The organism is Bacillus sp. 2205SS5-2, assembly GCF_037024155.1.
GTDB lineage: Bacteria > Bacillota > Bacilli > Bacillales > Bacillaceae_K > Bacillus_CI.
This window is the reverse complement of the sequence record NZ_JAYKTS010000007.1, coordinates 1-16,091: the sequence shown is the minus strand read 5'-3', so window position 1 is coordinate 16,091 and position 16,091 is coordinate 1. Positions and strand designations below refer to the sequence as shown.

The window sequence follows — 16,091 nt, the reverse complement described above, 5'->3', positions numbered from 1 at the left end:
ATCCTAGATTTTTAATGGATATGAAAAGCCACAAACTTTGCGAATACAGCCTTCTTTAAAAGACAACTCTCTAAACAAAAGAGTTGTCTTTCTGAAGAAACGATTTTCTGATCACCTTACAAGTAAATATTTCTCGATTTCCTCTGCACTAACAGCTTGGCTATATAAAAAACCTTGTGCTTTCTCACAATGCGACTCTTTTAGCAAATTCGCTTGCTCCTCATGTTCTACACCTTCTGCTACAACTTCCATTCCTAAACTATGAGCAAGTTTGATGATGGTTTGTGCAATAGCTGCGTCCTTGGAACCATGAATCATGTCTTTTACAAAAGATTGATCAATCTTCAATATGTCAATCGGGAACCTTTTCAAATAATTTAATGATGAATAACCTGTTCCAAAATCATCGACCGATATGATAATACCTAACTCTTTTAACCTTTGCAGCATTGACAGGGTTTCACGAGGGTCAAACAAAGCGCCTTCAGTAATTTCAATTTCAAGACAGTGAGCTGGAACGTTATTTTCCAATAAAGCTTTTTGAATAATTTCTGGTAATTGCTCTTGCCCAAACTGCTTCGGGGAAATATTAATCGCAACTCGGAGATTGTTTATCCCTTTCTTTATCCAGTGTCCGAGTTGAGCACATGCATGGTTAATGACCCATTCTCCAATTGGTAAAATAAGGCCCGTTTCTTCTGCTAATTGAATGAACAAACCTGGTGATACTACACCAAATTTTTGATTATTCCAACGCAATAACCCTTCCAAACTATTTATTTCCCCTGTTATAAGATTTATTTGAGGTTGATAATGTAGTTTCAATTCATTTTTTTCAATCGCTCTTTTTAAATGGGCTTCCATTAAGATATTATTTGGAAAAACATCATGCATCTTACTTTGATAAAAACGATAGTGGGCACGACCTCTTTCCTTCACTTGAAATAGAGCTTGATCTGCATTTTTTATTAAACTTTCTGCATTTAATCCATTAGTGGGGTACATACTGATGCCAATCGATGGCGTCATATAGTATTCTTGCCCCTTTATTAACAGAGGATGATTAAAGAGATTCACTATTTTCTGAGCAAATCGGTCCGTCTCTTGCTTTGTGTGATTTTTCAAAAAGAAGATAAATTCATCACCACCTTGACGATAAAGCTGAGCACTGCCACTTGTTAGCGAGCTCAAGCGTTCTGCAAGGCTGACTAGAATTAGATCACCTGAGTGATGACCTAGTGTATCATTAAAAAATTTGAAACGATCTAGGTCAATATACAACACTGATAACTCACTTTTTTCATCTTTATTCTCCAAAATAGATACATCGATATGCTCAAGAAGAGCTCGCCGATTCCATAAACCAGTTAATTGGTCATGAACAGATAGGTATTTTATTTTCTCAAGGTTTTCCCATTGCTGTGTCAAGTCACGCGCAATCATATAAATACCACAAACATCATCTTCAATAATAATAGGAATGAACTTTGCATGAATGGTCATGCTGATACCTCGCCTATTTAATATTGTGCACGATTTAATCTCCCTTGCCTTGCCTTTTAACGTCTCAGAGATTGTTTTTAGAACTAACGATCTATCTTGCTTTTGAAAAAAATCAAAAATGTTCATTTCAGACATCTTTTTTGGTGAAGATTCAAACAGTTGAATAGCTGAAGAATTTGCACTTATTACTACTCCAACTTGGTCTAGAGAAATAATAGCATCCAAGTTATGTTCGATTAAAGAATGGAATTTTTGGTTACTTTCTTCAAGTTTTTGCTTTTCTTGCACAAGAGCCGTGAAGTCTCTTGTAATTGAAACAATGTAATCAACCTTACCTTTATCGGTAAATATTGGAGTCAGAACGGATTCATTGTAAGTTATTTGGTCCTTTTCATGGCTGTATACTTCATCAAAAAATACCCTTTTCTTCTTGCTATGAAGAACATTATCATACATTTTGTGAAGGATTTCATATAATTCACTAGATAATTGTTTATTCATCAACTGACCTAAAGCGGTCTCATCAATTCCAGCCGCTTGTAAACCCCTTGTGTTCGCATACACATACCGATATGTAGGTCCAGACTCTACTTTCATAATAAAAACCATATCAGATATATGATCGTTAATCATTTGGTAAAGGATGCTTTCAAGGTGCGATGATGTAAAAGTTGTTTCTTTTTTTTCTAGCAGTTGTTCATCCATAAGCTAAAACCATTACCTTTCTAAAAATAAAATCAATTTTATATTAAAACCATTGATCAATGATAACTATGCAAAATTTAAATTATTCTTTCTTATCTTCTATTTTACCAAAAATCATTTATGCATTGTGTGTTTTTCTGGCAAATACCGACATCATTTTTGATTATTCTTCATTAATTCATCTACTCTTTTCTATTTTTTATAACACCCTACACATTTCCTCTAGATCCTTTCACAAATTTATTTATATTCATTTATTTTATTTTCGCTTTATTCCCCCTGAATAGAGAACATAGGCAGACGTTTCAGAATGCTTTTCTGCTATTATAACTGTTTCCATAAGGTTGTTTTCGCATAGTTTGTGGATTTTCGCAGTAGTTTTTTTCATATAAAGGATGGATTTAGGTCACCTTTTCGTCTACAAATTTATTTTGTCCCTACTAGAATGTAGTACCAGCGAGGATTAGATTGAATAACTTGAATCTTTGCCCATCATGATCTCGGACAGGCGCAAGCACGTTTGCCAGCCATACACTGTTACTATAAAGAAAGGAGGTAGTCTGCTTTTATGTATCGTCGCTTTCCAAATTATCCAGTTCACTATCGTCAGCCCGGGCCCCATCCTAATGATCAAAGGTTTTTCCCGTTAGCATTTGGTGCTCTAGGATTTTTAGGTGGATTAGCTGTTAGTCCATTTTTATTCAATCGACCATGTTGCCCTCCCTATCCATACTATCCACCTCCTTACCCTCCTTACTACCCACCTCCCTACTACCCGTCTCCCTACGGTGGTAGACCATAGTAACCTCTTTGTTTTTGAATTTAAAAAGGGCCCTCCAACGAGAGCCCTTTTAATAAACGTAAGAAATCTTGAATTTTTTAGAGGTTTTCATGTCAAGCTTTCGGTGTACTTCACTTTCCTTATTCTTCATCTTCCAATAATTGATACGATTCCTTTGATGTTTCAAATTGGCTATCGACAGCTTCTTCGCCTTTGCTTCGTTTCACGTAATAATATTTACCAGTTGCGTCTTGCTCTCTTGATTTCACATTATTTCTCAGTTCTAATTCTAATAAGTTTTTTAGTCGTTTTTTTAATCTTCCATCAAATATAGGAAATAAAATTTCAACTCGTTTTACCATATTTCGTGTCATCATATCGGCTGAGGATAAATACATTTTCCCTTCACCATTATGGTGAAAGTAATAAATTCTACTGTGTTCTAGAAATCGACCGACAATACTTATGACCCGGATATTTTCACTAACATTGGTGATACCTGGACGCAAACAACAAATACCTCTTATTATTAAATCAACCTTTACACCAACTGAGGATGCTTCATATAGTTTCATAATAAGCACTTTATCCGTTAGTGAATTCATTTTACACACAATCCGACCATTTCCATACTTATGATGAACTTCAATTTCTGCGTCAATTAAATTGATAAATTCATTTCGAATGTCAAAAGGAGCGACAACCAAGTGATGGAAAGACGGCTTTTCACTAAACCCGCTTAAGTAATTAAAAAAATTTGTAGCATCGATACCGAATTTCCTCTTCGAAGTAATCAAACCAATATCTGTATATAGTTTTGCCGTTTGATCATTATAATTACCTGTACCTAGGTGAACGAATCGTTCAATATGTCCGTTTTTTCTTCTTACTACTAAAGTGATTTTACTATGTGTTTTTAGATACGTCATACCATAAATTACATGACATCCTGCTTTTTCTAGTTCTTTCGCCCATTGAACATTATTTTCTTCATCAAATCGAGCTTTTAATTCAACCAGTACGGTCACTTGTTTGCCATTTTCAGCCGCTCTCTTCAGTGCTTCAATAACAGGAGAATCACCACTTACTCTGTATAAGGTTTGTTTAATCGCCAATACATCAGGATCATTTGCTGCATCTGCAACAAAATCTACTATTGGTTCAAACGATTCATAGGGGTGGTGAAAGAGTAAATCTTCGAGTAAACATTTTTCGAATAAGTCTTCATGTGAAGACAAATCCATAGGAGGTTGTGGAATAAACGCTTGGTAGGCTAAATGTTCCCTCTGAGGCATTAGTTCTTTTAGAAAGGAAAACAAGAACGTTAAGTCTAGCGGACCATTAATTTCATATACATCATCTTTGTGTACCTCTAATTCTTCAAGTAAATAGCCAAGAACCTTTGAGTCAATCTCCTCGCTCACTTCTAGTCGAACAGCAGAGCCCCATTTTCTTTTTTTAAGTTCTTTTTCAATCTCTAATAAAAGATCACGAGCTCCTTCTTCATGTATCGTCATATCTGCATTCCGTGTAATACGGAAAGGGCAGGTAGACAGAACCTCAAAGCCGTTAAAAACAAGTGAAATTTGTTCTTGTATCACATCCTCAAGCAAAATGTAAAAGTTTCTTCCATCCTCTGAAGGGAGACGAACATATCGTTTCAATACAGAAGGTACTTGAACAATCGCTACCTTTGACTGAGGGAGCTTTTCAACATGATTGGCATTTTTGTCTTTTAAAATAACCACAATATTTAAGCTTTTATTTAAAAGCATAGGAAAAGGTCGATAAGCATCAACTGCCATTGGTGTAAGAACCGGATAGATTTGTTCTTCAAAATATGTTCTCACATACTCTTTTTGACGACCGTTTAACTCTTCTTTCTTTATTAAAAAGACGCCCTCTTTTTGCAATGAAGACATAATTTCCATAGTAAACGTTTCATTTTGCAATTGAACTAACTCATGATTCTTTTCACTGATTGTTTCGAGTTGTTGTTTCGGTGTCAAGCCTGCTTTATTTTCGGGTTTATAAAAATTTGCCTTGACTTGATCTTTGAGACCAGCCACTCTAACCATAAAAAACTCATCTAAATTACTACTAAAAATGGCTAAAAACTTCATTTTTTCAAGAAGGGGATTATGCTCGTCTAATGCTTCCTCCAACACTCTTTCATTAAAAGCAAGCCAACTTAATTCTCTATTATTATAATATTCTGGTAAAGAAAAATCATATAGATTGATAGGAGTAAGTTTTTCCGTTTCCATTTTTTCACCTTCTTTATCAAATTGGGATTAACTCCATTGATATTCCAAGAATGCTAAGTAGTGATAACATCGAGAGTAATACTACATTTCAGAAACTTCTCTAAATGACGTTTTTGTTTTTCGAATTGGTATTTTTCCGCCAATAAATCCCCCTTGGTGTAAATGGTTAAAAGCATGTCGCCTTCCAGTGTTTTCTTGATACACAAGTCCTTAACAACATTTCGTTTGGTGGCATTTAAACTATAAGCTGTTTTTAATATAGGTCCATACCCTTTTAATTTTTTTATTTCATCTTTCTCAAACCATTTTTCAAACGGCTCTAAATATTGTTTTAAAGTGGACTTATTTTTAAAAGAGGATAATAATGCAAGTTGTACTCTTTTTTTATGAGAAAAACCGTTAATGCTTCTATTGGCTAAGATATAGAAAGTATGCTGTGAGCTTGAATCAGAATCAATATACTCGCCTAAGTAATATAAAAATGCTGCTCTTTGAAGGATGTTACTGTCTTCTTCATCCCAGTCCCAATATCCTTCTTTTGCAAGTTCTTCCCACAGTTTTCTTGTTAAAAAAACCATTTGCTCACCGTGTTTGTAATCTAAACTATATTCATATGCCAGCTCCTTTATACTAGATTCCTCGATTTTATCATTTGAAATATTGTCTTCATTTTCTTCAATTAATAGTCCATCACGAAGTCCGTTTCGACTGAATAAAAAACTGGTTGCGCTACTATATGAAAAAAGTTGATAAAAAACTTCAATGGCTGGAATAATAATGTCTGCTCGATCTCTTGTCAAACCTTCTATTTTTTCAATTTCGTCATAAGTGAGCGAGCATATCTCATCTCTAATCGTTCCAATATCTTCAAGATTCATCTCGTATTGATGTACACCAGCAATGGGATAATTCTTTTTTTGCTGATCAATTTGGGCTACATTTCTAGCACTTCCACCGATGGCCACTATTTTCACATTAGCGTCCCTCAACCATGGAAGTTGATTAAATTGTGAAATCAAAAAATCTTGAAGACATTCTCTTTCTGAGTGCCCAATCTGGTTACCTTTAATAAACTGATGTTTTAATGAAACAACCCCAAAGGGATAACTATGTGTATGAACGAGCACTTTGTCTTTAAAATATGTAATTTCAGTACTCCCTCCACCAATGTCAATACTAATTCCCTCGACCATAGAAGTAGAATGGACGGCTGCTTTAAATCCAAAATAAGCCTCCTCTTCCTCTGAAAGAATTTCAATAGTGAAACCCGTCTTCCTTCTTATTTCTTTCACAATTTCATCAGCGTTCACGGCTTGACGTATAGTTGCAGTAGCCACACAACGGACTGTTTCTACTCCATGAAATTGAATGACATCCTTAAAACTGAATAAAATAGATATGAGAACCGATTTCCCTTTTTCCGTTAAGTTGTTTTGTTCGTCTAAGTAGGTTCTGAGGCGAGCCACAGCTTTCACATTCTCTTTTTCTTTTAGGCTGCCATTTGGACTATATTCATAAATCACTAATCTGATAGTATTTGACCCAATATCTACAATTGCTGATTTATTCAACTCTCATCATCCTATTTTTGTATTTTCCATCTTTTCTTCAGGTTGTTTTCGCATCTGTCCATAAATCTCGTTATGGGTAGACTTCCGGGTTCCCTTCAAAATCATTTTTTACACACGATGAGTGAAAAAAAGAGAAATTCTATTCTTTCTTCAGGACACAGCCACAAAGTATCACAATAGAGACTTTCATAAAAACTAAAATGCGTTTTCTACCAAAGATAGACCACGCTTTAGCTGTAAAGATGCTGTAGCCATTAAGTTTTCAAAATGGCTTTACAAACCGATGTTTACTTTTACTATACCCCGATTTCCGAGGATTAAAAAAGGCTTTTCCACGAATCTTTTTTTATTATCAGAAAAATGGTATAATAGGTAATGATAATTTGAGAAAGGAGTCAACAATTTGAAAAATTCTGATTTAATTCCCCATACTAAATCACAAACAAAACTAATGATTGCACAGTCTATTTTCACGGTCAATCGACATGCAAAAACCGCTCCTAATCCTAAATTTTTATATGCATTAAAAAAACAAGCTATTCATAAAATGCTTAAAGAAGGCTGCGCCTCGAAAATTGGTCTCCACTTCTCTCAGAACCCTAAATTCAGTCGCCAACAATCTGATGTTTTAGTAAGATGTGGCGAGTATACTTTTCACATTCCTCCTTCTAAAGAAGATTTCAATTCATTGCCTCATTTAGGCCATCTTGATGAGCACACTCGAAATCCAAAATGTCGTATGAGTCTAACTGATGCTAAAAAGACCCTACAAAATTATACAGGATTGAAGGAAGAAACCACTCATATTCCACGGGCGAACAAAGGTTACGAAAAACCTATTTTCAAAAAATTAGGCGATAGCTTTTTTTAAAAAGTTCTTTTTATTAGCTTTGTTGATTCTGTCACAAAGAATAAACTAGCAGTAAGGTTTTCTCGCTAGAACAGGGGCACGATGTCATATCAGCAAAGGAATTTACTCCTTTGCGAAAACCGCCAAATAATAAAAGGAGTGTGCAAGTAAAAAACTATGTACACTCCTTTTTTATTTAATTTACTTTTCGAATTGCTATTCAACCTAGTGATTGAATAGATTTCTGTACATTTTTCCATCCCACACCTATCTCTTAATCCTGAATATCGTGATTATCTCATATTTTAAGCATTACCAGCAAAAGGGATACGAAATCACGTTTATTTACAATATTAATTCATCAATTTTCAAGACTAATCTCTCGATCTCTGGTTTACTGATTTGTTCTTGCGCCCCCACTATTTCCCCTTTGTGGCGAAGGTCCTCTGTAATTAATGATGAAAAAATGATGATTGGTAATTTTGCTAAATCATTATTTTCTTTTATTCTCTTTGTCAAATGATGACCATCCATTTGCGGCATTTCGATATCTGTAATGACAATTTGGACTTTCTCAGCAATATCTCCAGGTTCTGAAGTACGAGATTCTAAATAATTGAGTGCATCTTGACCGTTTTCAAAAAACTCAAGATTCATATATCCCGCTTCATTAAGAGTGTCGTGAAGTAATTTCCTTAGCAAAGGGGAATCTTCAGCTATTACCAATTTTTTATTTGATCGTTCACGAGATCCTAGTTTTTTCACTTGATTTATATGTATACCTGACTCAGGATTGATTTCTACTAAAATACTTTCAAAATCTAATAACAGAATCATCTCCTCATTTTGATTGACTACACCAATTATTTTCGTATTTCCAGCATGGTACATATCAGATGGTTTCTCAATATCTTTCCAAGAAATTCGATGGATTTGAGTGACATTATGAACATGAAACACCACTTTTTGTTGATTGAATTGTGCAACAATATATTTTTGTTGTTCTTGCTTTTCAGCTCTCTCTAACCCAAGAACCTTTTCCATATCAATGACCGGAAGAACCTCGCCTCGCAATTGTATAATTCCTTCAACGTACGAATGTGAATGAGGAATTTTTGTTACCGGCAACGGCTGGATAATTTCTTTCACTTTAATAACATTGATACCAAATTTATTATCATTCACTTCAAATTCAACAATTTCTAATTCGTTCGTGCCAGATTCTAGGAGAATTCCTTTATCATGAGACATTTATTTTCCCTACTTTCTCTCTAATTTCTTATAATATAGCACGTATTGACAGCACTATAGACATCTTTTCTGGTATTAATAAAAAAAACAAACAATCAGATCTGTTTCTTCCCTGAAGAAGTGTGTTATTACTGGTCTTAAAAATGCACTTAAATTTGTGCAAAAAAGGAAAGAGTCAGCCGTTGAATTCGCCCACTCAAATATGAAAAACACCTTAAACCCTTCTTTTTCACAGTACTTATTCAGCAACTAAAGCAACATCATTTGTGAAAACAACCAGTTTTCACAATCACTTTTTTTACATTAAAGCTTAATAGACCTTCTTTTTTGTTTCCTTGAGCGACCAAATCGTAGCCAGCCCACTTTCATAAATAAACTAAACATTAAAATGGCAATTCCTATCATTAAGCCCCAAACAAAAAAATACCCATACCGTGTATTTAATTCAGGCATATAGACAAAGTTCATCCCATAAACCCCTACAATAAAAGTAAGAGGCATAAAAATGGTCGTCATAACAGTTAAAGTCATCATAATATTGTTCATTTTGTCTGAATTAATTGATAAATAGTTATCACGAATATCCGAAGAAAATTCTCGATAGGATTCTACCATCTCCACCAGTTTGATAAGGTGATCATAAACATCATTAAAATATAATTCTTCATCTTTTAAAAAACGAAGACGTTCAGAATTTAATATTCGGTAAACTAAATCTCTCATCGGAATAAGGGAGCGGCGAAGCTTAGACATTTCATGACGTACATCAAATAAATCATCCATTAAGTCATATGAGGCATTTTCATCAGTATGATCTTCTATCGCATTTAGACGATCCTCTATTTTGTAAACAGGCGAAAAATAATCATCTACCAACTTATCAATGATTGAATGCATAATGTTATATGGAGAGTATTTGTAAACTTCATGTTCTAATTGATTCCATAGATTGCTTACTTCATTTACTGGCTTTTTATGAAATGTGACGATAAATCGTTCGTTAACAAATATATTCACTTCAAATGCACCTAATGTTGATTGATTCACTCCATGTAGCAATAAGAAATTATACTGATCGTAAAAATCGATTTTCGGTCGTGGACTAAAATCTTCGATACAGTCTTCAATCGCTAAAGGGTGAAATTGAAAAAAGCGAGACAATTCTTTTATCTCTTGAGTTGTAGGAGAGGTAAAATCAACCCAATACCATGCTACATCCTCATCATTGACGGCATGTAACGGGACCTCCTTTATTGCCTTACCGTTCTTTTTGATTACACAAGTTCTAATCATTTTTTATTTATCTCCTTAATGGAAGGTTAATTATATTTATCCCATCTCTTCTCCTCTTAACCCTGTTTACGTTAAAATAGTACTAATGATCTTTGAAAGGATGAATTTAATGGAACACCTTATCAACTCACAAGTTCAATCAATCGAACTTTCCGGTATTCGCCAATTCTTTAATCTCGTTGCAAATATGGAGGGTATGATCTCTTTTTCAATTGGACAACCAGACTTCCCCACACCTGAAGAAGTGAAGGCCGCTGGAATTTCTGCCATTCAAAATAATGATACTACCTATACGCATAACGCTGGATACTTAGACTTAAGAAATAAAGCAGTTGATTATTTTTGTGACAAATACCAGCTTAACTATTCTCCTGATGAAATCATTGTCACATCAGGAGCCTCACAAGCAATAGACGCTAGTTTTCGAACAATTTTGTCGCCTGGTACGGAAGTGGTTCTCCCAGGACCCGTCTATCCAGGTTATGAGCCTTTAATCCGATTATGCGAAGCAACGCCTGTTTACGTAGATACAAGTAAACATTCATTTAAATTAACAGCATCATTAATTGAAAAATCCTTAACAGAGAAAACTCGCTGTGTAGTTCTTCCTTATCCTTCTAACCCAACCGGAGTGAGTCTATCTAGACAAGAATTAATAGACATAGCAGACTTATTGAAAGGGCGTGATATCTTTATTTTGGCAGATGAAATATATAGTACGCTATCTTATGATACTGCTCATGTATCCATTGCTTCGTTTTTGAAGGAACAGACCATTGTCATTAATGGGTTATCAAAATCACATAGTATGACCGGTTGGCGAATTGGTTTCGTTTTAGCACCAGAAAAGATCACTAAACATATTCTAAAAGTTCATCAGTACAATGTTTCGTGTGCGTCATCAATTTCTCAAAAAGCAGCATTGAAGGCTTTATCCTCAAATCAAGCTGACAGTCACCAGATGCGAAACACGTATCGCTTGCGTCGTGATTATGTTTATCAGCGATTAATTGACATGGAACTTGAGACGATATTACCCGATGGTGCTTTTTATTTTTTCGTAAAAATACCAGCCTTCCTTGAACTAAACTCATTGCAGTTTTCATTACAACTTGCTCGGGAGGCAAAAGTTGCCGTTGTCCCGGGAAGTGCCTTTCCTCAGTACGGGGAGGGATATTTCCGTTTAAGTTTTGCTTGTTCAATGGAATCCTTAGAAGAAGGTCTCAACCGGCTACACGACTTCTTAAACAAATTAAAGCAGTGAGTATATACCTCACTGCTTTAATTTACCATCTCACTCTTGCGTTTATTTTTACTATTCGATAGAAACATTTGGTATTCTAGACACCATCAGAGTAGTAATAACAAAAATTTCATGATAATAATTCATCTCATTTTCATTAGAGGAATACATTTCCACTAATTGGATCATTTATATTACGGATTATCAATCATTCTTTTCCCCAAAATTTATAGAGAGCCTGAGTTCCACTATTTTCTTCTCCCTGATTCGAAAGGTCTTCATAAAGTTCGATTGCTAATGATAATCCTGGCAGTTCAATATCCATCATTTTGATTTCATACAGAGCGATTCGCAAATCTTTCAAAAAATGTTTAATATAAAATCCTGGTTCAAAATCCTGATTCAGTATTCTTGGGGCTAAATTCGATAATGACCAACTTCCAGCTGCACCCGTAGAGATACTTTCAAGCACTCTATCTAAGTCTAAACCCGCTTTGTTTCCGTACACTAATGCCTCGCAAACACCTATCATATTAGTACAAATAGCAATTTGGTTACACATTTTCGTGTGTTGACCAGCACCAGCCGAACCTTGATAGATAATCTTTTCTCCCATTTCAGTAAGAATGGGTAAAATTTGGCGAAATACCTCTTCCTCTCCACCAACCATAATAGAGAGTGTCCCTTTTCTAGCTCCTATATCTCCACCCGAAACAGGAGCATCTACTATATGTATCCCATACTTTTCACCTTCTGTATAAAGCTTTTTAGCAAGGGCAGGCTCTGATGTGGTCATATCAATAAACACTTGACCCCTTCTACCATTAGGAATGAGACCATTTTCACTTAAATAGATTTCGCGCACATCCGTAGGGAATCCAAGCATCGTAATAACAACATCGGCCACTTCAACCACTTGATTGGGAGTTTCAGCCCATTCCGCTCCCTCTTCTAGAATATGAACAGCTTTCACTTTTGTTCGAGTAAATACGGTCACTGAATAATCCGCTTTTAATAAATTCCTAGCCATACTTGTTCCCATCACACCAAGACCAATAAACCCAATTTTCACCTTCATAAAAACAATCCTTCCTGACTAATGAAATGACAAAGCATAATACTAAGTTGTGGCAGGCAAATGTTCGACCGCTATATAGACCTTATCTTAGTCGTTTATTCTGCTTTATTATACACCAAAAAAGAACCTGATATCTCAGGTTCAACAGAAGGAAAAAGGGGGGATTCGTGAAAATCTCCAATTTTATGCTTAATTATAGAATACCCTCTTTTTCTCTTCCTAAACCGAATAAATCATTAATTATTTCTTTTATGTCTAGGATCTTTATATCCCGCTTTACTCAAAGCTCCGAAAATCATTTCGTCTGTTTTTGATGGAAATCAACAGTGAATGAAAGACTTAGTCAAAAATCAGATGAAAGAGCCACAATGTATACGAAAAGAACCTTGTGGTAAAAGCAACAAAGTTTCGGTAAAGGCCCAAAAAGTAAGACCGACTGGATCTAGTCCATTCGGCCTTAACTTTCCATGTTCAGCTCTTAATATTCCTAATCGAATATTTAGGTTATTATTACACCATTTCAAGCACACGTTTAACTTCAGCAATCACTTCGTCATTAGTATGCATTTGTAACGCATTCTGAGCCAAAGCTTCCATTTCCACTTTAGAAAGATCACGTAGTTGTGAGCGAGCTTTTAAAATAGAAGTTGCACTCATAGAGAATTCATCTAATCCGAGACCAAGTAGAAGTGGTATGGCAATTTCATCGCCAGCCATTTCTCCACACATTCCAGTCCATTTCCCCTCTTTATGAGCAGCGTCAATGACCATTTTCACTAAACGAAGAATAGCTGGGTTGTATGGTTGATATAAATAAGATATACGCTCATTCATTCGGTCAGCAGCCATCGTGTATTGGATTAAATCATTGGTACCTATGCTGAAAAAATCGACTTCTTTAGCAAAGAGATCTGCCATTACAGCAGTAGATGGTATTTCTACCATAATGCCTACTTCGATTGCTTCTGCAACTTGAACCCCTTCAGATACCAATTTTTGTTGTTCCTCTTGCAGAATTCCTTTTGCTTGTCTAAATTCATCTAAGTTTGAAATCATTGGGAACATGATTTTAAGATTCCCATAAATACTTGCGCGTAACAAAGCTCTTAGCTGTGTACGGAATATATCTTGTTGATCTAAACATAAACGAATGGCACGATAGCCTAAGAAAGGATTCATCTCATGTGGTAAATTTAGATAAGAGAGTTCTTTATCTCCACCAATATCTAACGTTCTGACCACAACCGGTTTTCCTGCCATGCCTTCGAGAACAGCCTTGTAGGATTCAAATTGTTCGTCTTCTGTTGGTAGCTCTTCACGACCCATGTAGAGAAATTCAGTTCTATACAAACCAACAGCTTCTCCACCGTTGTTTTGAACTCCTTCTAAGTCATTCGGTGTACCAATATTTGCTGCAAGTTCAACATGATGACCGTCAGCAGTAATAGTCTTTTCATTGACCAGCTTCGCCCACTCTGCTTTTTGTCCTTCATATACTTCGTTCATCTCTTCATATTTTGAAACAATTTCAGCCGTCGGGTTGATATGTACTTCCCCATTTAAACCATCGATGATAATGATGTCTCCATTTTGGATTTCAGAGGTTGCGTTTTTTGTTCCAACTACGGCTGGAATTTCCAATGAACGAGCCATGATAGCAGAGTGAGATGTTCGTCCACCGATATCCGTTGTAAACCCTTTTACAAATTTTTTGTTTAATTGAGCGGTATCCGATGGTGTTAAATCTTGTGCAACAACAATCACTTCTTCGGAAATCATGCTTGGATTGACAATCTGAACGCCCAATAAGTGAGAGAGAACACGCTTCGTCACATCACGAATATCTGCAGCACGTTCTTTCATGTATTCATTATCCATGCTTTCAAACATAGATATAAACATATCTGCTGTTTCCTTCAATGAACTTTCCGCGTTCATACTTTGGCTTTTAATTTGATCTTCAATCGGTCCAATCAACTCTGGGTCACTTAAGACGAGCAAGTGTGCTTCAAAGATTGCTGCTTTATCCTCTCCAAGATCAATTCTAGCAGCCTCTTTGATGGCTTCTAGCTCTGATTTTGAGGTGGATATAGCTTCTTGAAATCGAGCAACCTCATTTGTTGGGTTTTCAACTGTCTTTTTTTCAAAAGATAGATTTGGCTCGACTAGACGATATGCTTTAGCTATTGCTATCCCGCTAGAAGCGGCAATTCCTTTTAAAACTGTTGACATTACTCTGCCAAACCTTCTTTGCGCAACGTCTCATCTAGACTATTTAATGCCTCCTGCTCATCATTTCCTTCAGTAATAATTGTGATTTCTCCGCCTTTTCCAACCCCAAGAGACATAACACCCATAATGGATTTCAAGTTTACTTTTTTGCCTTTATACTCTAAGTGAACTTCAGAATCAAACTTACTTGCAGTTTGAACTAATAGTGTTGCGGGACGTGCATGAATGCCTGTATCAGCTGTAATTGTAAATTGTTTTTGAGTCATATTAAATATCTCTCCTTTTTTATCCTTCACTACGTCATGTAAATTAAAAAAGCGACTCTACACTCTCTTCATTAATCTGACTTTGTGAAGTACTTTTCAATTAAAAACAATATCATGCTTTTATCTGTTATTCAATTAGAAAACCCGCTTTTTTTTAGTATTTCGCAAAGTTGTCATCTTATGTTTACATATTTCACTTTTGTAATCGCTTACTTTTCTATTCCCCATATATTTGACTACTCAATAAGAAAAGCGCAAGGCGCCCGCTTATCAGCGACAAGCATAAGACGAGCCGACTGAAAGGTCGCCCTTTGACCTTTTGGGCGGATTGGCTTATGACCGTAGAGCTGATGGCGCCTGGAGCTAGACACTCATCTAACTCCAAAATTTTTATACTTTCTTATCTTTACAAAAAAGTATAGCGCATTCGCTACACCTTTTTTGTTACCTTCAAATTGAGGTTGATAAGATTGGAGCAAATTTTTGATTTGGTGATAGCTCCTTTTAATACCGCATGATGATCTTCACTTACATGCGTGTATACATTGACTAAATCACACAAACATCGCGACATCAGCTCAAGTGCATACTTTAATTGTTCTTGTGTTGCAGGATGGTCTTCTTTTACAAGTACTTCGATCACATCTAGGGCTGAGCTTTTTATTCTTAAAGCCTGTTCAATCTCACTCTTCACTTCTTCCACCCCTTGCTTTCTTTTATCTAGTAATTAATATGAGTGGAATTACTAGAGTAGAACAAAAAGGGGAACTATTTTTCCGTGACTCTCTTGTTAATGAACATTGAAGAGAGTCATTGAGAAACGATTGAAACTCTACCATCATTAGACACTAGAATCATGCCAACACGTAAATAAACTCGTGATATTCATCCAACGACGGTCGATAAATTTTGGCTCCTCGTCATTTACAGTGATTATATAGAGAAAATCCAACTCTCTTTTTCTCAAAACCTAAAAACCGGACAAGGGAATGAGTTCAGTTGTGAGCGAAGTATGGCTCCGCACTGTTACTCATTCTTTTTATTTGAATGC

The 16,091-nt window shown here is 35.7% G+C and carries 13 protein-coding genes; 3 read left to right on the top strand and 10 right to left on the bottom strand.

Annotated elements, in window-relative coordinates:
* Nucleotides 1-111: 111 nt before the first annotated feature.
* Complete coding sequence (locus U8D43_RS06760) at nucleotides 112-2,208, bottom strand: sensor domain-containing protein (protein ID WP_335870416.1); 2,097 nt, start codon at nucleotides 2,206-2,208, stop codon at nucleotides 112-114.
* A gap of 568 nt (nucleotides 2,209-2,776) precedes the next feature.
* Here U8D43_RS06760 and U8D43_RS06755 point away from each other — a divergent pair.
* Nucleotides 2,777-3,010, top strand: a complete 234-nt coding sequence (locus U8D43_RS06755; RefSeq protein WP_335870415.1) for a hypothetical protein — start codon at nucleotides 2,777-2,779, stop codon at nucleotides 3,008-3,010.
* 119 nt (nucleotides 3,011-3,129) lie between these two features.
* Here U8D43_RS06755 and U8D43_RS06750 read toward each other — a convergent pair whose 3' ends face one another.
* Both U8D43_RS06750 and U8D43_RS06745 read right to left on the bottom strand, forming a co-directional pair.
* Nucleotides 3,130-5,256, bottom strand: coding sequence for an RNA degradosome polyphosphate kinase (locus U8D43_RS06750; RefSeq protein WP_335870414.1), 2,127 nt, complete (start codon nucleotides 5,254-5,256; stop codon nucleotides 3,130-3,132).
* A gap of 53 nt (nucleotides 5,257-5,309) precedes the next feature.
* Entirely contained in the window at nucleotides 5,310-6,827 is a 1,518-nt protein-coding gene (locus U8D43_RS06745) for a Ppx/GppA phosphatase family protein (protein ID WP_335870413.1), read from the bottom strand.
* Between the two features lie 451 nt (nucleotides 6,828-7,278).
* Here U8D43_RS06745 and U8D43_RS06740 point away from each other — a divergent pair, with 451 nt between their 5' ends.
* A complete protein-coding gene (locus tag U8D43_RS06740) occupies nucleotides 7,279-7,698 on the top strand; it encodes a YkyB family protein (protein ID WP_335870560.1) in 420 nt (139 codons plus the stop codon).
* A 324-nt stretch (nucleotides 7,699-8,022) separates the two neighbouring features.
* Here the strand turns inward: U8D43_RS06740 and U8D43_RS06735 are convergent, their stop codons facing one another.
* Nucleotides 8,023-8,928 (bottom strand): chemotaxis protein, encoded by a 906-nt coding sequence (locus U8D43_RS06735; RefSeq protein WP_335870412.1) that lies wholly within the window; start codon nucleotides 8,926-8,928, stop codon nucleotides 8,023-8,025.
* 303 nt (nucleotides 8,929-9,231) lie between these two features.
* On the bottom strand, nucleotides 9,232-10,221 hold the full coding sequence (gene corA / locus U8D43_RS06730; RefSeq protein WP_335870411.1) for a magnesium/cobalt transporter CorA: 990 nt from the start codon (nucleotides 10,219-10,221) through the stop codon (nucleotides 9,232-9,234).
* 109 nt (nucleotides 10,222-10,330) lie between these two features.
* Between corA and U8D43_RS06725 the strand changes: the two genes are divergently transcribed.
* On the top strand, nucleotides 10,331-11,485 hold the full coding sequence (locus U8D43_RS06725) for an aminotransferase A (protein ID WP_335870410.1): 1,155 nt from the start codon (nucleotides 10,331-10,333) through the stop codon (nucleotides 11,483-11,485).
* A 187-nt stretch (nucleotides 11,486-11,672) separates the two neighbouring features.
* Here the strand turns inward: U8D43_RS06725 and U8D43_RS06720 are convergent, their stop codons facing one another.
* The 5 genes from U8D43_RS06720 to U8D43_RS06700 all read right to left on the bottom strand — a co-directional run bounded on the left by U8D43_RS06720 (nucleotide 11,673) and on the right by U8D43_RS06700 (nucleotide 15,734).
* The gene (locus tag U8D43_RS06720) at nucleotides 11,673-12,542 is read right to left on the bottom strand and encodes an NAD(P)-dependent oxidoreductase (protein WP_335870409.1); all 870 of its coding nucleotides are present in this window, start codon (nucleotides 12,540-12,542) and stop codon (nucleotides 11,673-11,675) included.
* 510 nt (nucleotides 12,543-13,052) lie between these two features.
* Entirely contained in the window at nucleotides 13,053-14,774 is a 1,722-nt protein-coding gene (gene ptsP / locus U8D43_RS06715) for a phosphoenolpyruvate--protein phosphotransferase (RefSeq protein WP_335870408.1), read from the bottom strand.
* Nucleotides 14,774-15,040, bottom strand: a complete 267-nt coding sequence (locus tag U8D43_RS06710; RefSeq protein WP_335870407.1) for a phosphocarrier protein HPr — start codon at nucleotides 15,038-15,040, stop codon at nucleotides 14,774-14,776. Before U8D43_RS06710 ends, ptsP begins: the two co-directional genes overlap by 1 nt.
* Before the next feature lie 236 nt (nucleotides 15,041-15,276).
* The gene (locus U8D43_RS06705; RefSeq protein WP_335870406.1) at nucleotides 15,277-15,411 is read right to left on the bottom strand and encodes a hypothetical protein; all 135 of its coding nucleotides are present in this window, start codon (nucleotides 15,409-15,411) and stop codon (nucleotides 15,277-15,279) included.
* 59 nt (nucleotides 15,412-15,470) lie between these two features.
* Complete coding sequence (locus U8D43_RS06700) at nucleotides 15,471-15,734, bottom strand: hypothetical protein (protein WP_335870405.1); 264 nt, start codon at nucleotides 15,732-15,734, stop codon at nucleotides 15,471-15,473.
* Between the last annotated feature and the right edge of the window lie 357 nt (nucleotides 15,735-16,091).